Origin of the sequence: Immundisolibacter sp. (assembly GCF_014359565.1) — a bacterium.
Lineage (GTDB): Bacteria > Pseudomonadota > Gammaproteobacteria > Immundisolibacterales > Immundisolibacteraceae > Immundisolibacter.
The window spans coordinates 111,616-135,436 of the sequence record NZ_JACIZD010000001.1; the positions used below are offsets into that span (position 1 = coordinate 111,616).

Genomic DNA, 23,821 nt, shown 5'->3' on the forward strand with positions numbered 1-23,821 from the left:
GACGCTGAAGTATTCAGCGGTTTCAGCGGTTCTTCGATTGCGCGGGTGACATCATCCTTATTTCGACGGCATGGTCCCGGCGATCGTCGATCAAGTGAATGACTTGGTCCGGGCATTCGACACCATCCACCGTCATGTGCATCGCTTCGGCCCGCGCAGCGTCGCAGACGACTTCCTGCGTCACCGCGACATGGTAGACCGTCTCCCGATAGCGGTAGTGAAGCTTGAAAGCCTGCCAGTCCGCGGGCAGGCAGGGCGCCAGATGCAGCTGGTCGGCTTCGAGCCGCAAACCGAGCAACGATTCCATGATGAGGCGGTACATCCAGCCGGCCGACCCGGTGTACCAGCTCCAGCCGCCACGGCCGATGTGCGGCGCGACCGCATAGACGTCGGCGGCGACGACGTAGGGTTCCACCTTGTAAGTCGCGATGGCTGCCGGCGAACGCGCATGGTTCGCCGGGTTGATCATGGTCAGCAGCTCCCAGGCCCGTTCGCGATCGCCGAGCGCGGCAAACGCCATCGCCGCCCAGATGGCGCCGTGGGTGTATTGCCCGCCGTTTTCGCGCACGCCGGGCACGTAGCCGCGGATGTAACCCGGATCCACGGCCGATTTGTCGAAGGGCGGATCGAGCAGCTGGACCAGTTGGCTGTCGCGGCGCACCAGGCGCTGGTCGACCGAGTCCATGGCCAGCAACGAGCGGGGCGAGCTGACCAAACCGGTCGCCCCGGATGGCCCGACCTGGGAGAGCACCGACCAGCTCTGCGAGATGGAATCGATCTGGCATTCGGCGCTGCTCGCCGAGCCCAGCGGCGTGCCATCGTCGAACCAGGCGCGGCGGTACCAGGCGCCATCCCAGGCATGCGCGTCGAGGTTGTGGCGCAGCTGCTGCGCCTGCGCCAGGCAAAAGTCCGCGAAGGCGGTGTCGCCATGCCCGCGCGCCAGCTCGGCAAACTGCCGCAGCACGGCGCACAGAAAGAACCCCAGCCAGACGCTCTCGCCGCGGCCCTGCATGCCGACCAGGTTCATGCCGTCGTTCCAGTCGCCGCCGCCCATCAGCGGCAGGCCGTGCGCGCCGAAACGCAGGCCGTGGCGGATGGCGCGCACGCAGTGTTCGTACAGGCTGGCTGAATCGGGCGAGCGGCCCGGCAGGTCGTAGTAGGAATCGTCCTCCGGGTTGACCGGCCGGCCCTCCAGGAAGGGCACGGGCTCGTCCAGCACGCCGGTGTCGCCGATGCTCGCCACGTAGCGGCACACCGCCAGCGGCAGCCACAGGTAGTCGTCCGAACAGTGGGTGCGCACGCCGCGGCCGGCCGGCGGATGCCACCAGTGCTGGACGTCGCCCTCCGGGAACTGCCGGCTGGCGCACAGCAGCAGGTGTGCGCGCACCAGCGCCGGCTCGGCATGGACCAGCGCCATGGTGTCCTGCAACTGGTCACGGAAACCGAAGGCGCCGCCGGACTGGTAATAGCCGCTGCGCGCCCAGACGCGGCAGGCAATGGTCTGGTACAGCAGCCAGCCGTTGGCCAGCACATTGACCGACGGGTCCGGGGTTTCCACCTGCACCGCGCCCAGGGTGTGGTTCCAGTAGTGCCACACGGCTTCCAGTGCTGTGCGCGCCGCTGCGCCGCCGCGAAAGCGCTGCACCAGCGCGGCGGCATCGTCGGCATTGCGCCCGACGCCGAGCCGGAACACGATCTCCTGCTCCTGCCCGTCGGCCAGCTCGAAACTCACCTGGATGGCGCCGCAGGGGTCCAGGCCCGCGCCGACCTTGCCGGACAGGCGCGCATGCCGCAGCGCCGCCGGATCGCGCAGGCTGCCGTTGCGGCCCAGGAATTCCGTGCGATCGCCAGTTACCCGCCGCATCGGGTCGTCGACGTCGAAGAAGGCCACCGGCTCGGCGAACTCGGGGTTGTAGGGGTTGTGGGCGCACAGCGCACCGCTTTGCGGGTTGAGCTCGGTGGTCACGTGCATGGCCGATTTGGCCGGCAGATCGCCCAGCACCCACTCCACGTAGCCGGTCGCCGAGAGTTTGCGCGCCCGTCCCGACAGATTGCGCAGCTTCAGCACCGAGAACTTGACCGCCGCATCGGTGGCCACGTACACCCACAGCTCCGAGCGGATGCCGTGGCTGACGTGCTCGAACACGCTGTAGCCGAAGCCGTGCCGGGTGACGTAGGGCGCTTGGGCGCGCGCCGGCAGGGGCGTCGGCGACCAGAACTGGCCGGTTTCCTCGTCGCGCAGGTACAGCGCTTCGCCGCTGCCATCGCTCACCGGGTCGTTGTGCCAGGGCGTGAGGCGGAATTCGTGGGCGTTCTCGCTCCAGCTGTAGGCGCCGCCGCTCTCCGAGACCACGGTGCCGAAGTGGGGATTGGCAAGCACGTTGACCCAGGGCGCGGGCGTCACCTCGCCGGGCGCGAGCGCAATCACATATTCGCGCCCGTCGGGCGTGAAGCCGCCGAGGCCATTGGCCAGGATCAGATCGCGCCGGGTGAGCGCGGGGTCGATGGGGGCGCCGGTTTCCGGCCGTGGCGCCCGGCTGGGCACCAGGCGCGGCGGTCGCGGCTCCACCGGCCCGCGCCGGCCGAGCTGTTCGGCCAGGCTGCCGCGGTCGTCGGCGATCACCGCGCGCGCCACCGCCTGGAACAGGATGCGATCCTCGGCGGAGATCTGTTCCGCCGAGCGCACGAAGATGCCGCCCGGCCGGTCGATCACGCTGGCCTCGGTGCCAGACGCGATCAAGCCCATGATCTGGTCGTGCAATTGCTGCCGGTAACCGGCGTGATCCTCGTTCCAGATCACCAGGTCCACCGCCAGCCCCTTCTGGCGCCAATAGGCATGGGCCTGCACCAGTTGCCGCACCAACTCCATATTGGCCGCATCGCCGATCTGCAGCAGCACGATCGGCAGATCGCCGGATATGGCATAGCCCCACAGCCCGGACTGGCCGCGGCGATTGCGGATCAGCACCGCGGGGTCGGCGCGCAGGACGTCGTCGGCGTAGATGACGGCGCTCGCCAGGCGCGCATACAGCTGCGCATCGGCTTCGCTGGCATTGAGCTGGCGCAGCACCACTTGGCTGTGGGTCCAGCTGAGCTCGAACACGCGGTCGGCCAGATACCGGTCCTGGTATTTGTCCACCAGGCCGAGCGCCCAGTCGCGGCTTTCGGCAACACCGGACACGATGTCCACGGTCACCGACTGTTCCGGCTCCAGGCTCACCACGCGGCGGATGGCGACGATCGGGTCCAGCACCGAACCGGCGCTGCCGGACAGCGCGCCGGACTCGCTCATTGCCAGCGGCGCGGCCGGGCTGCGCGTGCGGCCGATGAAGCGCAGGCGGTCGGTTTCGAAAGACGGGGCGCTCGCCTGCTCGCCGCGCACCACCATCAGGTGCAACATCCAGGGCGGCCGTTCGTCGTGGGCGCGGGGCCGGCGCGTGCACAGGATGGCGCGCCGCTCGGGCAGCAGCTCGGTCTGTACGAACAGGTTGCTGAACGCCGGGTGCAGGGCGTCGGCAGCCGCCGGCGCGATCACCACCTCGGCGTAGCTGGTCAGCTCGATCTGCCGACTCTGGCGCGAGCGGTTGGTGATGCGCACCCGGCGCAGCTCGATATCGTCCTCGGGCGAGACCACGATGTCGGTATGGGTCTCGATCTGCCCGCGCTCCGCGCCGCTGCCGACGGCGTCGCGACGGCGAAACTCGGCGCGGCCCTCGGAGAAAATCGCCTCGAAGCGCTGCGCGCGCTTGCCGGTCGGCTGATGGGTGGTCGACCAGAACGCCCCACTGGCGAGATCGCGCAGGTAACAGAAGCTGCCCCAGTTGTCGCAGGTGCCATCCTCGCGCCAGCGGGTGACGGCCAGGTCCTGCCAGCGGCTGTAGCCACCGCCAGCGTTGCTGACCATGACGTGGTAGCGGCCGTTCGAGAGCAGCTGCACCTGTGGCAGCGGCGTGTCGGCGGTGCCAAACACGCGTATCGGTACCTCCGCAGTGACTGCGGTGGAGCGCACCTCGGACAGCTGCGCCGTGTGCGGAAACAGCGCCGTGGCCTGCGGAACCCGCTCCTGGAGCAGCAGCAACACCGCCCGGAACATCGGTTCCGACACGAAGCGCCGCTGCATCGGCCGCTCGAGCAGCAGGTAGGCCAGTGCCAGCAGGCTCATGCCCTGGTGATGGGCCATGAACGAGCGCACGAGTGTGCTCGACTGCCCGCGCCGCTGGCGGGCCGGCGTGTAGTCGATGGCCTCGAAGAAGCCGAACCGGCCCAGCGTCCCTTCGGCGGCCAGGCGCTGCAGATTCACGCAGGCCGCCTCGGGCGCCACCATCAGCGCCATCACCGAGGCATAGGGCGCGATCACCAGATCCTCGGCCAGGCCGCGCTTGAGTCCCAGGCCCGGCACGCCAAAGGCGCGGTACTGGTAATTGAGCTGGGCGTCGACCGTGTTGTAGCCGGATTCCGACATGCCCCAGGCCACGCCGCGCTGCTTGCCGTACTCGATCTGTCTGGCCACCGCCGCCTGGCAGGTCTGGTCGAGCAGCGAGTTCTCGTAGCTCGGCATCACCAGCAGTGGCATCAGGTACTCGAACATCGAGCCGCTCCAGGACAGCAGCGTCGGTGCGCCGGTGGTGCCCGTGAGCAGGCGTCCCAGGGCGAACCAGCTGTCCTGCGGCAACTGGCCCTGGGCGATGGCGACGAAACTGGACAGGCGCGCTTCGGACGCCAGCAGATCGTAGTAGCCCGAATCCAGCCGGCGCTCATCGACGTCGTAGCCGATGGTCAGCAGGTTGCGCGCCTTGTCGAACAGGAAGTCGTAGTCGAGATGCGCGAATTCGCCGGCCTGCGCTGCCAGGGCTTCGAGGGTGGCGATACGCTCGCGGGCGCGCTCGCTGCCTTGCCTGACGCAGCCGAGCGCCGCCGTGAGCGCCTCGCGCTGCGCAGCCTCGGGCGCAGCGGCGATGCGCGCCGCGAGGCGCCCATCCAGGGTGGCGAGTTCGCGCAGGGTCGGGATGGCGGTGAGGTCCGGGCACGGCTCATCCGCCGCCCCGGCCACAGCGGGCGCCGTCGCCGCTGGCAGTTCCGGCAGCGCCAGCCAGGGCGCAAGGAACATCAGATCGTCCTGCGCCGCCCGGCACTGCCCGGCCAGCGCTTCGGCCCAGATGCGCGCTTCATCGTCGGGCGCAGCCTCGCCACTGCCGGCGCTGGCGAGCGCAGCAGCGCGGGTTGCCAGGCCTTCGAGACTGGACCGCAGCGCCGCCAGGGATCCCGGCGGGGCGGCGCAGAGGGAGTCCAGTTCCCTGCGTAACCCAGCCAGCTGCCGGGCGGCGGCAGCCGTTGCGTCCGCGACGATCTCCAGCGTGTCGCGCAGGCCCTCGAACAGCCGCGCCGGCAGGAGCCGGTCATCGGCCAGCGCCAGCAGGCCCGGGCGCAGGGTCAGCAAATGACCGGCGAGGTTGCCGCTGTCGACGGACGAGACGTACCTTGGGTGCAGCGGCTGCAAGGTCCGCATGTCGTACCAGTTATAAAAATGTCCCCGGTACCGCTCGAGGCCATCCAGCGTGCGCAGGGTATTGCCGGTGCGCAGGATCAGTTGTCCGGCCGTGAGGTAGCCGAAGTCGTAGGCGGACAGGTTCGCCAGCAGGGCGAGGCCGATGTTGGTCGGCGAGGTGCGGTGCGCGACCGGATCGGCGCGGTTGTCCTGCACGTTGTCGGGCGGCAGCCAGTGGTCCTCCGGGCCGACGAAGGTGTCGAAGAAGGCCCAGGTCCGCCGCGCCAGCGCGCGCAGAAAGCGGGTTTGATCCGCTGTCAGGGCCGCCTCGCGGCGCACCCGCGGGCGGCTGATCCACCAGGCGATGGCCGGTGATGCCAGCCACAGCAGCAGGATCGGCGTTGCCGCGATCGATGCCGCCGGGCGGGTGGCCAGCAGCAGGCCGGCACTGGCCAGCGCGATGGCGGGGGCGACCCACATGGCGCGCACGCTGGCGGCCAGATCGCTGCCACCGGACCGCGCCAGTTGGCGATCGACCTCGCTGGACGGGTTCCATTCCAGCAGCCGTCGGTGCGTGACCAGCATCCGCCACAGCGTGCGGGCGATGGCGTCCAGGCTGAACACCGCCTCATACGGCAGGCAGGCGAGCTCGAACGCCACCTGCGCCAGGCGCCGCGCCGCCGACCGCCCAACGGCGGCCAGATGTTGCCGCCACAGAACCTCGTCCGGCTTGCGGAATAGATCGAGCAGCGTGGCGCACAGCGTCGGCAGCGCCAGGATGGCGATCACCGCCAGGCTCCAGAAGCCCGGCGACCCCAGCGCCCAGCCCGGCAACAGCAGCAGCGTCAGGGCCGCCGGAACCAGGCTGCGGCGCAGGTTGTCCTGCAGCTTCCACTGCGACAGCGCCGACAGCGGATTGCGCTCCCGTGGCGCGCCGGGCGGGCCGGGCACGCGTCGGCGCAACCAGCCCGCCAGTTGCCAATCGCCGCGAATCCAGCGCCGGCGGCGGCTCACGTCCAGGCTGTAGCGGGCCGGATAATCCTCGTAGAGCTGCACGTCGCTGAGCAGCCCTGAGCGCGCGTAACAGCCCTCCAGCAGGTCATGACTCAGGATCCGGTCGTCCGGAAAGCGCCCGCCCAAGGCCTGCTCGAAGGCGTCGACGTCGTAGATGCCCTTGCCTATGAACGAGCCCTCCCCGAACAGGTCCTGGTAGACATCCGAGACGGCGCGCGTGTAGGGATCGATGCCCGCCTCGCCACTGAACAGCTGCGCATAGCGCGAGCGATTCGCCCCCGGCAGGCTGGCGGCCACGCGCGGTTGCAGGATGCCGTAACCGGCCATCACCCGGCGTTTTGCCGCGTCGTAGCGGGGGCGGTTCAGCGGATGCGCCATGGCGCCGACCAATTGCCGCGCCGCATCGCGCGGCAATTGGGTATCCGTGTCCAAGGTGATCACGTACTGCACGGCGCCCAACTCGGCCGTGTCCCCGGCCACCAGTACAAAGGCGTCGCCGGCGCTGCCCCAGCTGGCGCCGCGCAGCAATGCGTTCAGGTCCGCGAGCTTGCCGCGCTTGCGCTCATAGCCCATCCAGCAGCCTTCCCGCGGATTCCAGCGTCGCGGACGGTGGAACAGGAAGAACTGGTCGCCGCACGGCTGATCGCCGCCTCGCGCGTATTTCTGGTTCAGCGCCGCAATCCGCTGCTCGGCCAGTTGCAGCAGCGCTTGGTCCTCGGGAAGTGTTTCCTGCGGCGCGTCCGCAAAATCGGTCAGCAGGCCGAAGTGCAGGTGTTGGTCGCGATTGGCCAGAAACCGCACTTCCAGTGCTTCGACCAGCTCCTCGATGCCGGCGGTGCTGGTGAGCAGGGTCGGCACCACCACCAGCGTGCGCACCTGCGGCGGGATGCCTTCGGAGAAGTCCATGCGGGGCAGTGGCTGCGGCGTCACCAGCAGGCTGGAGCACCAGTTCACCAGCGCCCCGGCCAACTGACTGGCCGCCAGCACCGCCAGCACGCCCAGCGCCGCCCCTGCCCAGCGGGGTATTTCGGCAATCGGCATGCCCATCAGCAGCACAGCCGTGACGAGCGCCGTGAGCAGGACGATCCCGCCCAGATAAACCGGCAGCGGCGCGCGGCCGAGCGCCCGGCACGCCGCCAGCGGCGAGCGGCGCACCTGCACCGCGCGCTCGAGCTGTGGCCGGCCCGCGTCGATCAGGTAGTAACCGACGTGCGAGGCGCGGGCATCGGCGCCGGCTGGCGTCTTTACCGCCGCGGTGCGCGCCAGCTCGATGGCTTGGCGCGCCACCTCGCCCTCGTCCATGGCGCTCTTTTTTGCCATCGCCTCGACGGCGTGGCGGTAGCGGTCGCGGGTAGCAAAATCCATGCTGCGGTAGACATCGGCCGGATCGTGGCGCAGCGTCTGATCGATGACGCTCAGGTTCTCGACGAAATCGCGCCATTCCAACGCACCCAGCACCCGCAGACTGCCGATGCTGTTGCTGATGGACACCTGGTCGGCGGCCTGTTGCTGGTTCTCCGACTGCACCAGCTGGGCGATGGTCAGGCCCGCTTCCGCCAGGCGCTGTTCGATCCAGCTCAGCGGCAGGGCCAGGGCCGGACCGCGTCCCTGCAGGCGGCGTGCGAGCTCGGCGACGAAGGTGCCGACCATCGGCGGATCCGAGCGCGCCATGTCGGCCACCACCAGGATCAGGCTCTTGGGATCCTGCTCGGCGGCCTGCGTCATGCGGTCCGCCCAGACATCGGCCAGGTCGCGCTCGGCCCAGCCGGCGCCGATCCGCACCGCGATGCGGCGCAGGTTCTCGATCACGGCCAGCCGCAACATGATCGGGATCGCCCACAACTCGCCGATGCGCAGCGCGGTGACGGTCTGGTAGGCGGCTACGAAGCGGCTGAGGCTTTGCGCGTCCACCCGGCCGTCGCCGTGGGCGATCGTTTCCAGGGCGATGTCGTAGACCCGCGGATGTCCCGCCGCCGAGGCCTGAGCGAGGTGCGGCAGCTCGCGTATGTAACCTTTGGGCAGGTGCCTCCGCGCGGTACGGATCTGTTCTTCGACCAGATGGAAGTTGTCGAGCAGCCATTCCCCGGCCGGTGTGATCTGGCGCCCTTGCGAGACCGCCGCGGTCAGCAGATTGCACACCCCGACCAGCGCCGTCTCGTTTTCCGCCAGACGATCGAGCAGCCGGTCCGCTGCGCGCCCCGCCCCCAGCCGATGCGAGCGCGCCAGCACCAGGCCGTGCTCGGCCATCTGATCGGCGCTGAACAACTCCGATCGCAAGGGCGGTTCGAGGCTCGCCAACGGCCGGGGCCAGCCATTGCGGCCCGGCTCGGTCCCGGTACGCCGCGAATGACCGGTGAAGTTCATGCCAGTGTTCAATGCCGGGAAAGCCTTTGCTGAAGTGCGATCTGCACGACGCCTATCGCATCGGGCACGCAGGCCATCCATTCAGTGATCGCCCGCAGGGCGCCCAGCTTGCCCTCTTTTGCCACCGCGCACCGTGCCGCAGCGAACCTACGTTTGCCCGGCGCCGCGAAATTGCGCGGCATAGGGAAAAAACCACAGCCGGCAACGCCGGGCCCGCGGAGTCAGACCTGCCAGGCGTGAAAGTGTTGCACCGGGCCGTGACCGTGGCCGACATCGAGGGAATCCGCGGCGGCAATGGCGGCGGTCAGATAGGCCTTGGCGTCGGCCACCGCCTGCGGCATCGCCAGGCCGTGGGCGAGTCCGGCCGCGATGGCCGCCGACAGCGTGCAGCCGGTGCCGTGTGTATTCGCGGTGGGGATGCGCCGCCCGGGGAATTGGACGAACTCCCGGCCGTCGTAGAGCAGGTCGGTGCAGTCCTCGCCGGGCAGGTGACCGCCCTTTAGCAGCACCCAGGCCGGGCCGAGTGCGCGCAGCGCGCGCGCTGCCTCGCGCATGGCCGGCAAATCCGCGGGCGGCGGGGCGTCCAGCAGGGCGCCGGCCTCCGGCAGGTTCGGCGTGATGATGGTCGCCAGCGGCAGCAGTTCGCGACGCAGTCGCTCCACGGCCGAGTCGGCCAGCAGGGCGGCGCCGCTCTTGGCCACCATCACCGGGTCCAGCACGATCAGCGGCGGCCGCCAGCGGCGCAGGCAGTCGGCCACCGCGGCCACTACGTCGGCGGCGCCCAGCATGCCAAGCTTGACCGCATCGACGCGGATGTCCTCGAACACGGCGTCGATCTGCGCCGCGATGAAGGCGGGCGGCAGCGGTTGGATGGCACTCACGCCGCGGGTGTTCTGCGCTGTCAGGCCGCTGAGCGCCGCCATGCCGTACACGCCCAGCGCGGCGAAGGTTTTGAGGTCAGCCTGAATGCCGGCGCCGCCGGACGGGTCGGAACCGGCGATGCTCAGCACGTTGGGGATGGCGCACGGCATGGGGCAGGACTGGCGGGCTTACGAAGGTGGTCGCAGTATAGGACCCGCCTTTTCAGACCGGCATGGCGCCTGCGCGCCGGCACTGCACAATGACCCGAGGAGAACCACCATGAACAACCGCACCGTTCCCGCGCCGCCGCACTTTGCGGACAAGTTCGGCTACTCGCAGGCGCGCCGCGTCGGTGATTTCATCGCCGTGTCCGGCACGCCAGGGCGGGATGCCAGCGGCGCCGTGGTCGGCGAGGGCGATGCCTACGCGCAGGCGCGCCAGGCGCTCGAGAACGTCAAGCGCAGCGTGGAGACGCTCGGCGGGCGGCTCGACCAGGTGGTGCGCACGCGGATTTACCTGACCGACATGAGCCACATCTGGGACATCGGGCGGGCGCATCTGGAGTTTTTCGGCGGCATCGACCCGGCCACCTCGCTGGTGAAAGTGACCGGTTTTTTCGACCCGAAGATTCTGGTCGAGGTGGACTGCGACGCGGTGGTTGTCGCCGGCTGAGGGGGTCGGGTCGTGGACCAGTTCCTCACCCAACTGCCAGGTGGTGCGGCCCACGATGGCCTGATTCGGGCAGCGGCTCATCCAGGCCCGGCCGCATTACCCGTGCGGATAAAGCGATTGCACCGCACGTGTTGCAGGATGCGGGCCTGCCCACCCGGCAGGGCCAGCGGCGCCAGCACCCAGACGCAGTGCGGTCATGGATTTTTCCTCGCGGGCGTTGTGACTTGCGGGTCGGTCAGGGCACGCTGCTTTCGCCGCCGCGATAGCTTTTCAGCAGCAGCGTACCCTGCGAGCGGCCGCGCTTGTGGCGGTCGATGCGCACCGGAAAGTAGTCCAGCTGCGGCGCACACCACAGGGTGACGGTGTACTTGCCGCCGGTCTGCGTGCGCTGCACCTTGATGGTCTTGAAAGTCCCGGCGGGGGTGGAAACCTCCTCCTCGCCCTGGGTTTCGAGCCGGTACTCGCGAATCTCGCCATCCGATCCGTACAGCACCGGCAGCACCAGGCTGGTGCCACCCTTGGCCAGCGTGCGGCGCAGCGCCTCGACGTAGGTCAGTTCGTCCAGGGTGCCGGGCAGCAGCGTGGCCGGCGGGCGGTCGCCCTGGCGCTCGCTGGTCTGTTTGGCTTTCCAGTCGAACAGGAATTCGTAATCGCGCTGCTTGCGCCCGCCGCTGCGGATGTGCACGTAGCGCTGCGGTTGCCAGCCGCCGCTGCCGACGGTGCCCTCGCTTTCGTCGTGAAAGGTCTCCTGCGTGAACAGGGCCACCACGCCGCCAGGGGCGACGTCCAGCGTCAGCCGGTAGCGACCATCGGCAGCCTTGTAGCTCTGCACCGCCTCGCCGCCCTCGATGCTGCCCTGGGTCACCGCATAGGTTGCCTGCCATTGGGCCGGCGGGTCGGCACGCACCGTCGCCGCAGCAAGCAGGGCCAGCACCGTGGCAAACAGACGTCCTTTATTCATCGAGTCCTCCCGTGGCGGTGAACTGGACCGGCGCTGCCAGCGGCAGGCCGTCGAGTCGCACCGTGTCCTCACCCAGCACCAACCGCCCCGCGGCATACCACCCTATGACCCGCGGATAGAGCCGGTGTTCGGCCGGCAGCACGCGCGCCGCCAAGGTGTCCGGCGTGTCGCCGGCCTGCACCGGCACGCGGATCTGCGCGATCAGCGGCCCGCCATCCACGGCGGCGGTGACGAAATGCACGCTCGCGCCGTGCTCGGTGGCGCCCGCCGCCAGCGCCCGCGCGTGCGTGTCCAGTCCCGCAAAGGCCGGCAGCAGCGAGGGATGGATATTGATCAGCCGGCCGCGGTAGCGGTGCACGAAATCGGCCGTCAGCACGCGCATGAAGCCGGCCAGCACCACGAGCTCGGCTTGTGCGGCGTCGAGCGCGCTGCCCAGCGCCTGCTCGAAGGCCGGGCGGTCCGGGTACTGGCGATGGTCGATCACTGCGGTCGGGACTGCGGCGGCAGCGGCGATGTCCAGCCCGGCGGCGCCGGGCCGGTTGCTGATCACCAGTACCACCTGCGCCGCCAGACGGCCGGCGCCGATGGCCTCCAGGATGGCCTTCAGGTTGCTGCCGCGGCCGGAGATCAGCACCGCCAGGCGCAGCGGGCGCGCGGTCACGGTTCCAGCACGACGCCCGGGCCGTCGCCGCGCGGCACGATCTCGCCGACCAGGCAGGCGCTCTCGCCGGCTTCCTGCAGCAGGGCGATGGCCTCGTCGGCGCGCGCGGCCGGCAACACCACGATCAGCCCCAGGCCGCAGTTGAAGGTGCGCCACATTTCCGCAGCGGCGATGCCGCCGTTGCGCTGCAGCCAGTCGAAGATGGCCGGCCGCTGCCAGTTGCGCGTGTCCAGCCGCGCCGCCAGGCCGTCCGGCAGGATGCGCGGGATGTTCTCCGGCAGGCCGCCGCCGGTGATGTGGGCAATGCCGACCACCGGCAACGCCGCCAGCAGCTCGAGCACCGGCTTGACGTAAATGCGCGTCGGGGCGAGCAGGGTGGCGCCCAGCGTGCTGTCGCCAAACGGCGCCGCCAGGTCCGCGCCGACGGTCTCGACGACCTTGCGCGCCAGCGAATAGCCGTTCGAGTGCAGGCCGCTGGAGGCCAAACCGATGACGGCATCGCCCGCCCGGATGGCCTGGCCGTCCAGGATGCGCGCTTTCTCGACCACGCCGACGCAGAAACCGGCCAGGTCGTAATCGCCGGCCGGGTACATGCCGGGCATCTCGGCCGTCTCGCCGCCGGCCAGCACAGCGCCGGCCAGCTCGCAGCCGTGGGCGATGCCCGCGATGACGCCGGCGGCGGTGTCCACGTCCAGCTTGCCGGTGGCGAAATAGTCCAGGAAAAACAGCGGCTCGGCGCCCTGCACCAACACGTCGTTGGCGCACATGGCGACCAGGTCGATACCGACCGTGTCGTGCACGCCAAGATCGATGGCCAGGCGCAGCTTGGTGCCCACGCCGTCGGTGCCGGCCACCAGCACCGGCTCGCGAAAGCGCTTGGGCAGCTCCAGCAGCGCGCCGAAGCCGCCGATGCCGGCCAGCAGCTCCGGCCGGCGGGTGCGCGCGGCCAACGGGCGGATGCGGTCGATGAGCGCATTGCCGGCGTCGATGTCGACACCGGCGTCGCGGTAACTGAGGCCGGAGGTGGGGCTGACGGGCGCGTCGCCCATGACGTTGAGACTCACGGTGGGGCACGGATCGGGGCACAATGGTAGCCGTTCCCCCCGCTTACCGCCTAGCCGCGCCCACCATGCGCCTGCCCCTGCCGCTCGTTTGCGTCGTCCTTGCGCTGGGTCTTTGCCGGCCCGCGGCGGCGCTCGATCTGTACCAGGCCAGCGCCCCGCTGGCAGACGCAGGTGATGCAGCCCGCAGCAGCGCCGTGACCACCGCCTTCGGACGCGTGCTGGGGCAGGTCGCCGGCCGTCCGGCGGCGGCAGCGCTGGCCCAGCAGCCGGCCGGACGCGCGGCCGCGCAGCGGGCGCTGCTGGGCTTCGGCAGCAAAACCGGCCGTGACGGCGAGCCGCTGATCGAGGCCCGCTTCGATCAGCGCGCGGTGCGCGAATTCCTGGCCGCCCAGCACGTCGCCACCTTGCCGGACCAGCGCCCGACCCTGCTGCTGTGGCTGCTGGCCGGCACCGATGCAGGACCGACCTGGGTCGGCGCCGACGAGCCGCTGGAGCTGGCATCCATGCTGGCGCAAGCCGCCGCCGACCGCGGCCTGCCGTTACTGCTGCCGGTGCTGGATCTGGGCGAGCGGGCCGACCTGCCGACCAGCGCCGACCCCTCGGACCCGGCCAGCCTGGCCGCGCTGAGCACGGCCGCCGCCCGCTACCGGCCGGACGGCGTGCTGTATGGCCGGCTGGATGGCAGTGGCGAGCGCTGGCGGGCCGATCTGCGCCTGGCGCTGCCCGGCAAGGACGATGCCGTGTGGTCCGCGACCGGCACGAGTCAGCGGGCGGCCGTGGATGCGGCGCTCGACCGGCTTGCCCTGCAGCTTGCGCCGGCCGCTGCGACGCCCGATGGGCCGCTTGCGGCGGTGCAGATCGCCATCGATGGCATCGATGGCATAGCCGCCTACGGACGCGTCTGGGAATACCTGGGCCAGGTGCCGGGCCTGCGCGGCCTGCGTCCGCTGGCGCTGGGCAACGGCCGGGCGATGTTCCGCTTCGAGCTTGCCGGCGGCCAGGCCGCGCTGGCCGGCCGTGTGGAGCCGGGCGCACCGTTCACGCGCATGGCCGGCGAGGCCCCCACTTACCGGTATCAGCCATGACCCCTCTGCTGCAACGCCGCCTGCTGATCGGTGCCGTCGCCGCTGGCGCACTGGTTTTGTTGTATCTGCTGGGACCGGTACTGGCGCCGTTTTTCGGTGCCGCCCTGCTGGCTTACATCGCCGACCCGCTGGTGGAGCGCCTGCAGCGCCTGCTGCCCCGCGGCTGGGCCACCGCGCTGGTATTTGCCGTCCTGAGTCTGGCGGGACTGCTGGCGCTGCTGTTCGCCATTCCGGCACTGCAACGCCAGCTGGTAAGCCTGCTGGAGCAACTGCCGCGCTTTCTGGACTGGCTGGAGCAGACCCTGATGCCGTGGTTGCAGGCTCACCTACGCCTGCCGCCCGACGTGCTGTCGATGGCCTCCGCCCGTGCCTGGCTGCAGGACCACTGGGCGCAGGCCGGCACCTACGCCGCGCAGGGCCTGGGGCAACTGCTCACTTCGGGGCTGGGGCTGATCGGCATTCTGGTCAACTTGGTGGTGGTGCCGGTGGTGACCTTCTACCTGTTGCGTGACTGGCCGCAGCTGCTGGCACGCGTCGATGCCCTGTTGCCGCACCGCTGGCGGCCGGCAGTGCGCGAATTCGCCACCGATGCCGACCGCGTGCTCAGCGGCTTCCTGCACGGCCAACTGCTGGTGATGCTGGCGCAGGGAACCTTCTATGCGGTGGCGCTGTCGGTGGTGGGTCTGAATCAGGCGCTGCTGATCGGCTTTGCGGCCGGTCTGGTCACCTTCGTGCCCTACCTGGGCGGCGTGATCGGCCTCACCCTGGCGCTGATCGCCGGCCTGGTGCAGTTCCAGGACCTGCCGCATCTGCTGGCGATCGGCGGCGTGTTTGCCGCCGGCCAGATGCTGGAAAGCCTGCTGCTGACGCCGCTGCTGGTCGGCGATCGACTCGGCATGCACCCGGTGGCGGTGATTTTCGCGGTCATGGCCGGCGGCCAGCTGTTCGGCTTCTTCGGCGTGCTGCTGGCGCTGCCGGTCAGCGCCGTGCTGGTGGTGCTGCTGCGCCGGGCGCTGACCCGCTACCAGGACAGCGCCTGGTACGCGCAGGAACCGCCGTGCTGAGTGGCCAGCAGCCGCTGGCGCTTAGCCTGCGCGCCGACCAGACCTTTGGCAGCTTCATCAGTCCGCCGGGCACCGCCGCCACGCGCGCGGTCCAACTGGCGCAGTCGCTGGCCAGCGGGCACGAACGCACGCCGCTGTATCTGTGGGGCCCGGCCGGCTGCGGCAAGACGCATCTGCTGACGGCAGCGCTGGCGGCCGCCGCGACACATGGCCTGCGCTCGGCCTACCTGCCGCTGCGCGAGCTCGGCGCCGCCGGCGTGGTCGAGGCGGTAAGCGCCTTCGAGCAGTTCGCGCTGGTGTGCGTGGATGATCTTGACGCCATCGCCGGGGACGAGCCGGCCGAGCTGGCGCTGTTTCATCTGTACGACCGGCTGCGTGCCAACGGCGGGCGCATCATCGTCACCGGCAACGCCACGCCCACGGGCCTTGGCCTGTGCCGCCCGGAACTGAAAAGCCGCCTCGGCTGGGGCGTGAGCTGCCGGCTTGAGACCCTGGCTGATCCGGACAAGCGCGCGTTGCTGCTGCGCCGCGCCGCCGACCAGGGCCTGAGCCTGGGCGAGCCGGTGGCCGACTACCTGCTGCGCCACCACAGCCGCGACCTGCACGACCTGCTGGCCACGCTGGATCGGCTGGATCGGGCCACCCTGGCGGCGCAGCGACATCCGACGCTGCCGTTCGTGCGCCAGCTGCTGGAGTCGGTCGATGCCGAACAGGCAAGCGCCGCCACCCCCGCCGATTCGGCGTGAGCGATCTTCCCGAGTTCGCCACCCGCCTGCTGGCCTGGCACGCCCGCGCCGGGCGTCATGACCTGCCCTGGCAGCGCCCGCGCACGCCATACCGCGTGTGGCTGTCCGAGATCATGCTGCAGCAGACGCAGGTGGCGACCGTGATCCCGTACTTCGAACGCTTCACGGCGCGCTTCGCGACCCTGCCGGAGCTGGCCGCCGCGCCGCTGGACGAGGTGCTGCACCTGTGGACCGGCCTTGGCTATTACGCCCGGGCCAGAAACCTGCACCGGGCCGCGCAGCAGGTGTGCGAAAAACACGGCAGCGAGCTGCCCACCGACCTGGAAGCCTTGTCGGCGCTGCCCGGCATCGGCCGCTCCACCGCCGCCGCCATCCTGGCGCAGGCCCACGGCCAGCGCCAGCCGATCCTGGACGGCAACGTCAAGCGCGTGCTGTGCCGCCACCGGGCGGTGCCCGGCTGGCCCGGCGAGGCAGCGGTCCAGAAACAGTTATGGCGGATCGCCGATGCGCTGACACCAGCCGGCCAGGCGGCCGACTACACGCAGGCCATCATGGACCTGGGGGCGCTGGTGTGCACCCGCGCCCGGCCGCGCTGCGCGGACTGCCCGGTCAGCGCCGACTGCCTGGCGCGCGCTGCCGGCGCGGTGGCCGACTACCCGCAGCCGCGCCCGCGCCGCGCCCTGCCGCAGCGCCACACCAGCCTGCTGCTGCTGCGCCGGGGTGATGGCAGCGTGCTGCTGGAGCGCCGGCCGCCGGCCGGCATCTGGGGCGGCCTGTGGTCGCTGCCGCAGTATGAGGGCGAGCCGGACGCGCTGCCCGACTGGTGCCGGCAGCGTTACGGCCTGCTGCCCGGCGCGCTGCAGGCCGGTGACGGTTTCGTTCACACCTTCAGCCATTTTCGCCTGCACATCACGCCGCTCGAATGCCAGGTGGCGCCCGCCGACGCCGTCTTGGATGCCCCGGACCGGCTTTGGTACAACCCGATCAACCCCCCGCGTCTTGGCCTGGCGGCGCCGGTGCGCCGTTTGCTGGGAAAGCTGCGAATCGGCCCGCAGGTTACGCGGGACGCGGATGTGCCGCCGACTCAGGGCCTGGAAGGCATCGAGTCGTACCCGAAGCCGTGACGCCTCCCGCCCGCTGCGGCGTGGTCCAGGCCGCTCCCGAACTCGCGGTGGAACGGCCACGGCCCCCGCCTTTGCGCGCGACCGCTTGACGCGTCAGCGCAACAGGCCGTCGATGTACGCGGCGACCTGCGCGGTGTAGGGCGACGGCTTGCCGAGGTCGCGATTGACCTCGGCATGACTCAGGTTCTCAGGCAGGACCTGCATCGGCACGCCCAGCGCGGCGGCCCGGTCCTGCAGCGCCGATGCCTGCGGGCAGGAATCCGGACGGCGCATGGAACAGACGATCAGCATCGGCAGGGCCTCGCCGGTGAGCCGGTGGTAGGGCGAGGCCGCCGTCCAGAACGCCCGGTCGTTGCCGAAGGCATCGCGGTAGAGCTTCGGCAGGCGCGGCTTTTCCATCATTTCCGGCACGTTCATCGCCGCGCTGTCCAGCGACACCGCGCCGCGCGGACGCAGCGCGCCGGCCTGCGTCCACAGCGCCGGCGAGGCGCCGACCAGCGCCACCAGATGCGCGCCGGCCGAGTGTCCCATCAGCACCACGCGTGCCGGATCGGCGCCCCAGCGCGGCGCGCGGCGCTGCACCGCGGCCAGCGCAGCGGCAACGTCACGCGCCTGCTCCAACGGATCGGCGTCCGGCAGCAGGCGATAGTTGGTCGCCACGAACACCCAGCCCCTGGACAGCCAGTACGCCGCCTTGGCGCCGGCCAGGCCGGGATTGTCCTTGTCGCCGATGCGCCAGGCGCCGCCGTGCACCATCAGCAGGATCGGCGCCTCGTGCGCCGCGGCCGGCAGGTAGACGTCGAAGCGTTGCTTGGCATGCGGGCCGTAGGCGATGTCGCGTTCGATGCGTGCGCCTTCGGGCAGGGCCGCGGCCTCGCGGCGCTGCCCCAGCAGCCGTGCGTGCGCGGGGGCCGCGGCAATGACGCTGGCGGCGATGAGCGCGGCGATCAGAAGCGCGGTGTGGGCAGTCCGGTTCATATCCGTTCCTCAGGATGCGTCCTGCGCAAGCGCTTCAGTCGGCGCCACGGCGCAGCCTCAGCACCGCACGCAGGCCGTGGGGCGCGTTCGGCAGCAACCGCAGTTCACCGCCGTGCTGCCGCGCGACGCGTTCGACGATGGCCAGCCCCAGGCCGGTGCCGCCGTGCTCGCCATGCACGAAAGGCTGGCGCGCGCGTCCGGCGAGCGGCGGCGGCAGGCCGGGTCCCTGGTCCGCGACTTCGATGCACCATTCCTCGCCCTGGCGATGCAGCCGCAGCGAATAGGGCGGCGCACCGTGGCGCTGGGCGTTGATCAGCAGGTTCTCCAGCGCGCGCAGCAAGGCCATGGGCTTGCCGATCATCGGCGCATGGCGGGGTGTGTCCAGTTGCCAGGGCTGTTGCGAGGCGCTGGCCGCGTTACGGCACAGCACGACCAGGTCCAGCGGTTCGCTGGCCTCGTCGCGGCCATCGCGCGCGTAGGCGATGAACTGCGACAGGATCGCGTCGATCTCGGCGATGTCGCGATGCATGCCGGCACGCAATTGCGGATCGGCGTCCGGCAGCAGTTCCGCGGCGTATTGCAGGCGCGTCAGCGGCGTGCGCAGGTCGTGGGAAATGCCGGCGAGCATCAACGTGCGCTCCTGCGCCGCCTCGCGCACCTCACGGCTGGATTCGGCCAGCGCACGCGCCAGTTCCCGCACTTCGCGCGGTCCGTCGAACGCGCCAAGTGCGGGCGACTCACCGCGGACCAGTGCCGGCGCCGATTGCGCCAGCCGCCGCAGCGGCACCACCAGGCGACGAGCGTAGTACCCGGCCGCGACCCAGACCAGCGCCGCGCCGGCCACCAGCATCAGTACCGAAAAGCGCAGCGCGCGGTTGCCGCGACGATCGAACGCGAACGAAACCCACAGGGCCGGCTGCGTATCCAGCTTCAGCCAGACCACGTTGGCGCGGCCGATCCGGCCCAGCCGCAGCTCCCGGCCCGAATCGGAGCGCTGCCGCGCCTGCGCGATCAGCTCGCGCATGAAGGGCGCACCGCGCACCGGCCGCGGCGGCGGTGGCGCGTCGCTGACTTGCAGCCCGGCCCCGCGCAGATGCGCGGCGGCGGCGGCGCGGGACTGGCTGCGCGCCAGTTCCTCGGCGACCTCGGCGAAGCCGTCCATCGCTCGCAACAGCTGCTCGGCGGCCGGGCGCGTGGCCAGTTCGCGACCGAGCGCCACGGCCAGCACGGCGGCGCCCAGCAGCACCAGGGCGATCACCAGGGCGAGCTGGCCGAACACGCTGCGCGGCAGCAGGCTCATGCGCTTTGTTCCGGCGGCACGTACACATAACCGACGCCCCAGACCGTCTGGATGATGCGCGGCTGGCGCACGTCTTCCTCCAGCAGGCGACGCAGGCGCGCGACGGTCACGTCCATGCTGCGTTCGAACGCCTCGTGTTCGCGGCCGCGCGCCAGACTCATCAGCCGGTCGCGGCTCAGCGGCTGTCGCGGATGCCGCAGCAGGACCGCCAGCACCGCGAATTCGCCCGAAGTCAGCTTCAGCGGCCGGCCGTCGCGGCTCAGCTCGCGCCGGCCGAGGTCGAGACGGAACTGCCCGAAGCGGATTTCGCCGCCTTCGGCCCGCGGCGCGCCGGGCACCGGGCGGGCACGGCGCAGCACCGAGCGGATGCGCGCCAACAGCTCGCGCGGATTGACCGGCTTGGGCAGGTAGTCGTCGGCGCCGATCTCCAGGCCGACGATGCGGTCGATCTCATCGCCCTTGGCGGTCAGCATCACGATCGGCGTGGCGTCGTCCTGGCCGCGCAGGCGGCGGCAGATCTCCAGGCCGTCCTCGCCGGGCAGCATCAGGTCCAGCACGATCAGGTCGTAATGGCCGCGGTCCAGCGCCTGGCGCATCTGCGCGCCGTCGCCCACGCCCTTGACCCGGAAGCCCTGCGTTTCGAGGTAGCGCACCAGCAACTCGCGCAAACGCGCGTCGTCGTCGACCAGCAGCAGGTGCGGCGGAGGCGGGGATTCGTGCATGGCCTCACTATCGCGGCACGCCGACGCACCGTGCAAACGCCGCGGGAGTGGAATTTGTAAGCGGATGTTTCCACACACCGGCCGCGAAACATCCGCTGTCGATCGCGACACATCCGCGGCGCGGCGCGGCGCTAGCTTTGACGGCACCGCGATGCATGACGCCTCGCGCCGACCCGAAGGAGACCATCATGAACAAGACTCCCCTGCTGCTTGCACTGCTGACGCTGACCGGCGCCCTGGCCGCAACGGTCCCCGACGCATCCGCGCAGGGCCGCGTGCGCGGCCGCGCCGTCGCCCATAGCGCCGACGGCGGCCGCGCTGCCGTGACCGGCGCCGCCGCCCGCGGCGAACACGGTGCCCATGCCCGCGGCCGCAAGATCATCAGCGACGGCCAGGGCAACGTGGCCGGCCGCAGCGGCGGCTATGTGCAGGGCGCCGACGGTGGCAGCGCCGGGCGCCAGGGCAGCTTCTACCGAAACGCCGACGGCAGCGCCGGGCGCCAGGGCAGTGCCTTCGTCGAAGGCCCCAACGGCGGGAGCGCATCGACGTCCGGCAGCGTCGCCCGCGATGCCGACGGCAGTGTCAACGCCAGCCGCAGCACTACCGCCACAGGCGCCAGCGGCAACACCTACAACGGCTCGACCACGGTCAACGACGGCCAGATCAGCCACACCGGCACCTGTACCAACGCCGCCGGCGAAACCATCGCCTGCCGCGGCGGCAACTGATCCGGCGAGCCGTTTCGGCAGCGCGCGCCGCGCCTTTGCCCCCCCTTTCGACCACAACGGAGCTCCCCATGCGCATTGCAGCTACATCCGCCCTGGCTCTCGCCCTGGCCGCGGCCGGCACCGCGGCCGGCGCGCAACCGTCGAACGCACCCACCGCCCAGCAGCAGCAGGCGCTGCAGGCGCGGTGGCAGGCCGCCGACGCCGACCACGATGGTTTCATCGACCGCACCGAGGCGCAGGCACTGCCACCGATCGCCAAACGCTTCGACGAACTCGACGCCAACGGCGACGGCAAATTGACGGCGGAAGAAACGCGCAAGTCGGCGCAGGACCGTCTGCGCGCCGCCGACGCCAACCAGGACGGCTTCATCGACCGCGCCGAGGCCGAGGCCAGCCTGCCGCGCGTCGCCAAGGCCTTCGACCGGCTGGATGGGAATGCGGACGGAAAGCTCTCGGTCGAGGAAGTGCAGCAGGTCGCGTCGCGCTTCGGCGGCCGGCTCCGGCGCTGATCCCGGGGCCGACGACGATGCAGGCGCTACTCGCCGAGCGCCCGTGGCTGCTGGCGCTGCCGGTCCTGCTGCCGCTGCTGGCGGCAGCCGAGGGCTATTGGCGCATGCGCAGCGGCCTCGGCTACGACTGGAAGGCGTGGTGGGCCTCGCTTGGCGACGTGTTCGGGCGCGCACTGCTCAACCGCACGATCGGCGGCGGAATGGTCGGTCTGCTGCTGCTGGGCGTGGCTGGGCTGCGCGTCGCCGACATCGCCATGGACCGCTGGTGGCACTGGGCCCTGCTGTTGGTCGGCCAGGAGTTCTGCTACTACTGGATGCATCGCGCCGACCACCGCATCCGCTGGTTCTGGCTGAACCATGCCGTGCATCACTCGTCCGAGCAATACGCGCTGTCCTCGGCCTACCGCTTGGGCTGGAGCGGCAAGATCACCGCCGCCGCGGTGTTCCTCGCGCCGCTGGTGTGGCTGGGATTCCCGGTCACGGCGGTGCTCGGCGCACTCGCGCTGAATCTGCTGTATCAATTCTGGCTGCACACCGAGCTGATCGGGACCTTGCCGCGCTGGGTCGAATACCTGTTCAACACTCCCGCGCACCACCGCGTGCACCATGCCAGCAACCCCGAGTACCTGGACTGCAACTACGGCGGCGTACTGATCGTATTCGACCGCATGTTCGGCACCTTTCGCGAGGCGCACTCCGCGGTCAGGATCCGCTACGGCCTGGTCGAGCCGGTGCGCAGCTACAACCCGGTCAGGATCGCGCTGCACGCGTGGGTGAGACTGTTCCGCGACCTGCGCGGTGCCGCTGGCTGGCACGAGCGCGCCCGGATCCTGTACGGTCCGCCGGGAGGATCGGCCAGCCAGCCGGCCTGCAGCCGATCGCCTCCGCCGTGATCGGCAGCGTAGAGCTGGCCGGCACCTTGGCGACGACGCGCGGCGCCGAGATTTTGCGTAGCTCAGGCATGGCGCCGAAACGCTCGCCTGCGCGCTGCTTGGTCGGCGGCAAACGCGCAGCTGCGTGAGAGAATGATCGAGAAGTCCGGGATGGACTTATTCGGGTCTTTATTTGCCTGCCTGACGCCTGTCTGTGGAGCTTCCCATGCGTACCGTTCACTGCGTGATCCTTGGCCGCGAGGCCGAGGGTCTGGACCGCCCGCCCTATCCCGGCCCGCTGGGCCAGCGCATCTTCGAGCAGGTGTCGCGCGAGGCCTGGCAGACCTGGCTGGCGCACCAGACCATGCTGATCAACGAGAACCGCCTGTCCCTGATCGACCCCGAGGCGCGCAAGTTCCTGCAGCAGGAAATGGAGAAATTCCTGTTCGGCGACGGCGCCGCCAAGCCCGAAGGCTACGTACCCCCCGCCGACTGACGTGGCCCATGTAACCGTCGTCGGCGGCGGTGTCATCGGCCTGCTGGCGGGGCGCGACCTGCGCGCGGCGGGCCTCGAGGTGACCGTGCTCGACCGCGGCGAGGTCGGCCGCGAGGCGTCCTGGGCCGGCAGCGGCATCCTGTCGCCGCTGCACCCATGGCGCCAGCCGGATGCCGTGCAGCCGCTGAGCCTGTGGAGCCAGCGCGTCTATCCGGACCTGGCCGCCGCGCTGGCGGACGAATCCGGCATCGATCCCGAACTGCTGCCAAGCGGCCTGCTGTTGCCGGACTGCACCGATGCAGCCGCGGCCCAGGCGTGGGCCAGCCGCTGGCAGGTGCCGCTCGAATCCCTCGACGCCGCTGCGCTGCGCCGGGCCGAACCGGCGCTCGTGCCGCACACCGCCGGCCTGTTGCTGCCGCAGGTGGCGCAAATCCGCAACCCGCGCCTGCTGCGCGCCCTGCGCGTGGCCCTGCAGCGGGCCGGCGTGGCCTTCGAGGAACACTGCGAGGTGCTCGGCTTCGCACAGCGCGAGGACCGCATCGCGGCGCTCGACACCCGCCACGGCCGCCGGCCGGTCGATGTGCTGCTGGTCACCAGCGGCGCCTGGAGCGGCGAGCTGCTGCGCGCCTGCGGCCTGGCGCTGCCGATCGCGCCGGTGCGCGGCCAGATCCTGGCCCTGCAGACCCCGCCCGGCCTGGTCCGCCACGTGGTCCTGGCCGAGGATCACTACCTGGTGCCGCGCCGCGACGGCTTGGTGCTGGCCGGCAGCACGGTCGAGCACGTCGGCTTCGACAAAACCCTCGCGCCGAGCTCCGCCGCCGCCCTGCGCGCCGCCGCCGCCCGGCTGGTGTCGGCGCTGGCCGACGCGCCACAGGTGGCGCACTGGGCGGGCCTGCGCCCCGGCAGCCCGGACGGCACGCCCTACATCGGCCGCCACCCGCAGTTCGAAAACGTGTACGTGAGCGCCGGCCACTACCGCAGTGGCTTGACCCTGGCGCCGGCTTCGGCGGCGCTGATCAGCGCCCTGATCACAGGCCAACAGCCGCCGCTGGATGGCGCGGCGTATCGGTTGGAGCGGGCAGGTACGGCTTGATTCCGGGCGCCGCGAGCGCGGC

19 protein-coding genes are annotated in these 23,821 nt (G+C 70.8%); 10 read left to right on the forward strand and 9 right to left on the reverse strand.

Annotated features, from left to right (window positions below; translation table 11 throughout):
• Window positions 1-22 precede the first annotated feature (22 nt).
• Genes H5U26_RS00520 through thiD form a run of 3 tightly spaced genes read right to left on the reverse strand, consistent with a single transcriptional unit; the run spans window position 23 to window position 9,894 of the window.
• Window positions 23-8,863 (reverse strand): glucoamylase family protein, encoded by an 8,841-nt coding sequence (locus H5U26_RS00520; RefSeq protein WP_366055856.1) that lies wholly within the window; start codon window positions 8,861-8,863, stop codon window positions 23-25.
• Window positions 8,864-8,871: 8 nt separating this feature from the next.
• The gene (locus tag H5U26_RS00525) at window positions 8,872-9,045 is read right to left on the reverse strand and encodes a hypothetical protein (RefSeq protein ID WP_290615638.1); all 174 of its coding nucleotides are present in this window, start codon (window positions 9,043-9,045) and stop codon (window positions 8,872-8,874) included.
• A 39-nt stretch (window positions 9,046-9,084) separates the two neighbouring features.
• Entirely contained in the window at window positions 9,085-9,894 is an 810-nt protein-coding gene (gene thiD, locus H5U26_RS00530; protein ID WP_290615639.1) for a bifunctional hydroxymethylpyrimidine kinase/phosphomethylpyrimidine kinase, read from the reverse strand.
• Between the two features lie 109 nt (window positions 9,895-10,003).
• Here thiD and H5U26_RS00535 point away from each other — a divergent pair, with 109 nt between their 5' ends.
• Entirely contained in the window at window positions 10,004-10,396 is a 393-nt protein-coding gene (locus H5U26_RS00535; protein WP_290615640.1) for a Rid family hydrolase, read from the forward strand.
• Window positions 10,397-10,631: 235 nt separating this feature from the next.
• Here the strand turns inward: H5U26_RS00535 and H5U26_RS00540 are convergent, their stop codons facing one another.
• From H5U26_RS00540 to purM, 3 genes are read right to left on the reverse strand one after another with little or no spacing between them, the layout of a single operon-like run.
• A complete protein-coding gene (locus H5U26_RS00540) occupies window positions 10,632-11,357 on the reverse strand; it encodes a DUF3108 domain-containing protein (RefSeq protein ID WP_290615641.1) in 726 nt (241 codons plus the stop codon).
• Complete coding sequence (gene purN / locus H5U26_RS00545; protein ID WP_290615642.1) at window positions 11,350-12,018, reverse strand: phosphoribosylglycinamide formyltransferase; 669 nt, start codon at window positions 12,016-12,018, stop codon at window positions 11,350-11,352. Before purN ends, H5U26_RS00540 begins: the two co-directional genes overlap by 8 nt.
• Entirely contained in the window at window positions 12,015-13,067 is a 1,053-nt protein-coding gene (gene purM, locus H5U26_RS00550; protein ID WP_366055869.1) for a phosphoribosylformylglycinamidine cyclo-ligase, read from the reverse strand. Before purM ends, purN begins: the two co-directional genes overlap by 4 nt.
• Before the next feature lie 80 nt (window positions 13,068-13,147).
• Between purM and H5U26_RS00555 the strand changes: the two genes are divergently transcribed.
• The 4 genes from H5U26_RS00555 to mutY are packed head-to-tail and all read left to right on the forward strand — an operon-like array spanning window position 13,148 to window position 17,101.
• Window positions 13,148-14,167 (forward strand): DUF2066 domain-containing protein, encoded by a 1,020-nt coding sequence (locus H5U26_RS00555; RefSeq protein WP_290615644.1) that lies wholly within the window; start codon window positions 13,148-13,150, stop codon window positions 14,165-14,167.
• Entirely contained in the window at window positions 14,164-15,231 is a 1,068-nt protein-coding gene (locus H5U26_RS00560; RefSeq protein WP_290615645.1) for an AI-2E family transporter, read from the forward strand. Before H5U26_RS00555 ends, H5U26_RS00560 begins: the two co-directional genes overlap by 4 nt.
• Window positions 15,225-15,977, forward strand: a complete 753-nt coding sequence (gene hda, locus H5U26_RS00565; protein ID WP_290615646.1) for a DnaA regulatory inactivator Hda — start codon at window positions 15,225-15,227, stop codon at window positions 15,975-15,977. Before H5U26_RS00560 ends, hda begins: the two co-directional genes overlap by 7 nt.
• On the forward strand, window positions 15,974-17,101 hold the full coding sequence (gene mutY / locus H5U26_RS00570) for an A/G-specific adenine glycosylase (protein ID WP_290615647.1): 1,128 nt from the start codon (window positions 15,974-15,976) through the stop codon (window positions 17,099-17,101). Before hda ends, mutY begins: the two co-directional genes overlap by 4 nt.
• A gap of 93 nt (window positions 17,102-17,194) precedes the next feature.
• Here the strand turns inward: mutY and H5U26_RS00575 are convergent, their stop codons facing one another.
• The 3 genes from H5U26_RS00575 to ompR are packed head-to-tail and all read right to left on the reverse strand — an operon-like array spanning window position 17,195 to window position 20,101.
• The gene (locus H5U26_RS00575) at window positions 17,195-18,079 is read right to left on the reverse strand and encodes an alpha/beta hydrolase (RefSeq protein ID WP_290615648.1); all 885 of its coding nucleotides are present in this window, start codon (window positions 18,077-18,079) and stop codon (window positions 17,195-17,197) included.
• A 34-nt stretch (window positions 18,080-18,113) separates the two neighbouring features.
• Entirely contained in the window at window positions 18,114-19,379 is a 1,266-nt protein-coding gene (locus tag H5U26_RS00580) for an ATP-binding protein (RefSeq protein ID WP_290615649.1), read from the reverse strand.
• Entirely contained in the window at window positions 19,376-20,101 is a 726-nt protein-coding gene (gene ompR, locus H5U26_RS00585; protein ID WP_290615650.1) for a two-component system response regulator OmpR, read from the reverse strand. Before ompR ends, H5U26_RS00580 begins: the two co-directional genes overlap by 4 nt.
• Before the next feature lie 188 nt (window positions 20,102-20,289).
• Here ompR and H5U26_RS00590 point away from each other — a divergent pair, with 188 nt between their 5' ends.
• From H5U26_RS00590 to thiO, 5 genes are all read left to right on the forward strand, one after another.
• Entirely contained in the window at window positions 20,290-20,829 is a 540-nt protein-coding gene (locus H5U26_RS00590; RefSeq protein ID WP_290615651.1) for a hypothetical protein, read from the forward strand.
• Between the two features lie 68 nt (window positions 20,830-20,897).
• Window positions 20,898-21,338: a hypothetical protein gene (locus tag H5U26_RS00595; RefSeq protein ID WP_290615652.1), complete on the forward strand. Its 441-nt coding sequence runs from the start codon at window positions 20,898-20,900 to the stop codon at window positions 21,336-21,338.
• A 17-nt stretch (window positions 21,339-21,355) separates the two neighbouring features.
• Complete coding sequence (locus H5U26_RS00600; RefSeq protein WP_290615653.1) at window positions 21,356-22,231, forward strand: sterol desaturase family protein; 876 nt, start codon at window positions 21,356-21,358, stop codon at window positions 22,229-22,231.
• A 205-nt stretch (window positions 22,232-22,436) separates the two neighbouring features.
• Window positions 22,437-22,706, forward strand: a complete 270-nt coding sequence (locus H5U26_RS00605; protein WP_290615654.1) for an oxidative damage protection protein — start codon at window positions 22,437-22,439, stop codon at window positions 22,704-22,706.
• A 1-nt stretch (window position 22,707) separates the two neighbouring features.
• The gene (gene thiO / locus H5U26_RS00610) at window positions 22,708-23,799 is read left to right on the forward strand and encodes a glycine oxidase ThiO (RefSeq protein ID WP_290615655.1); all 1,092 of its coding nucleotides are present in this window, start codon (window positions 22,708-22,710) and stop codon (window positions 23,797-23,799) included.
• The last annotated feature ends 22 nt before the right edge of the window (window positions 23,800-23,821 follow it).

Coding starts and splice junctions, on each gene's coding strand:
- H5U26_RS00520 (WP_366055856.1), bottom strand. CDS start 8,863: ATGAACTTCACCGGTCATTCGCGGCGTACCGGGACCGAGCCGGGCCGC.
- H5U26_RS00525 (WP_290615638.1), bottom strand. CDS start 9,045: ATGCCGCGCAATTTCGCGGCGCCGGGCAAACGTAGGTTCGCTGCGGCA.
- thiD (WP_290615639.1), bottom strand. CDS start 9,894: ATGCCGTGCGCCATCCCCAACGTGCTGAGCATCGCCGGTTCCGACCCG.
- H5U26_RS00535 (WP_290615640.1), top strand. CDS start 10,004: ATGAACAACCGCACCGTTCCCGCGCCGCCGCACTTTGCGGACAAGTTC.
- H5U26_RS00540 (WP_290615641.1), bottom strand. CDS start 11,357: ATGAATAAAGGACGTCTGTTTGCCACGGTGCTGGCCCTGCTTGCTGCG.
- purM (WP_366055869.1), bottom strand. CDS start 13,067: ATGGGCGACGCGCCCGTCAGCCCCACCTCCGGCCTCAGTTACCGCGAC.
- H5U26_RS00555 (WP_290615644.1), top strand. CDS start 13,148: ATGCGCCTGCCCCTGCCGCTCGTTTGCGTCGTCCTTGCGCTGGGTCTT.
- H5U26_RS00560 (WP_290615645.1), top strand. CDS start 14,164: ATGACCCCTCTGCTGCAACGCCGCCTGCTGATCGGTGCCGTCGCCGCT.
- H5U26_RS00575 (WP_290615648.1), bottom strand. CDS start 18,079: ATGAACCGGACTGCCCACACCGCGCTTCTGATCGCCGCGCTCATCGCC.
- H5U26_RS00580 (WP_290615649.1), bottom strand. CDS start 19,379: ATGAGCCTGCTGCCGCGCAGCGTGTTCGGCCAGCTCGCCCTGGTGATC.
- ompR (WP_290615650.1), bottom strand. CDS start 20,101: ATGCACGAATCCCCGCCTCCGCCGCACCTGCTGCTGGTCGACGACGAC.
- H5U26_RS00590 (WP_290615651.1), top strand. CDS start 20,290: ATGAACAAGACTCCCCTGCTGCTTGCACTGCTGACGCTGACCGGCGCC.
- H5U26_RS00595 (WP_290615652.1), top strand. CDS start 20,898: ATGCGCATTGCAGCTACATCCGCCCTGGCTCTCGCCCTGGCCGCGGCC.
- H5U26_RS00600 (WP_290615653.1), top strand. CDS start 21,356: ATGCAGGCGCTACTCGCCGAGCGCCCGTGGCTGCTGGCGCTGCCGGTC.
- H5U26_RS00605 (WP_290615654.1), top strand. CDS start 22,437: ATGCGTACCGTTCACTGCGTGATCCTTGGCCGCGAGGCCGAGGGTCTG.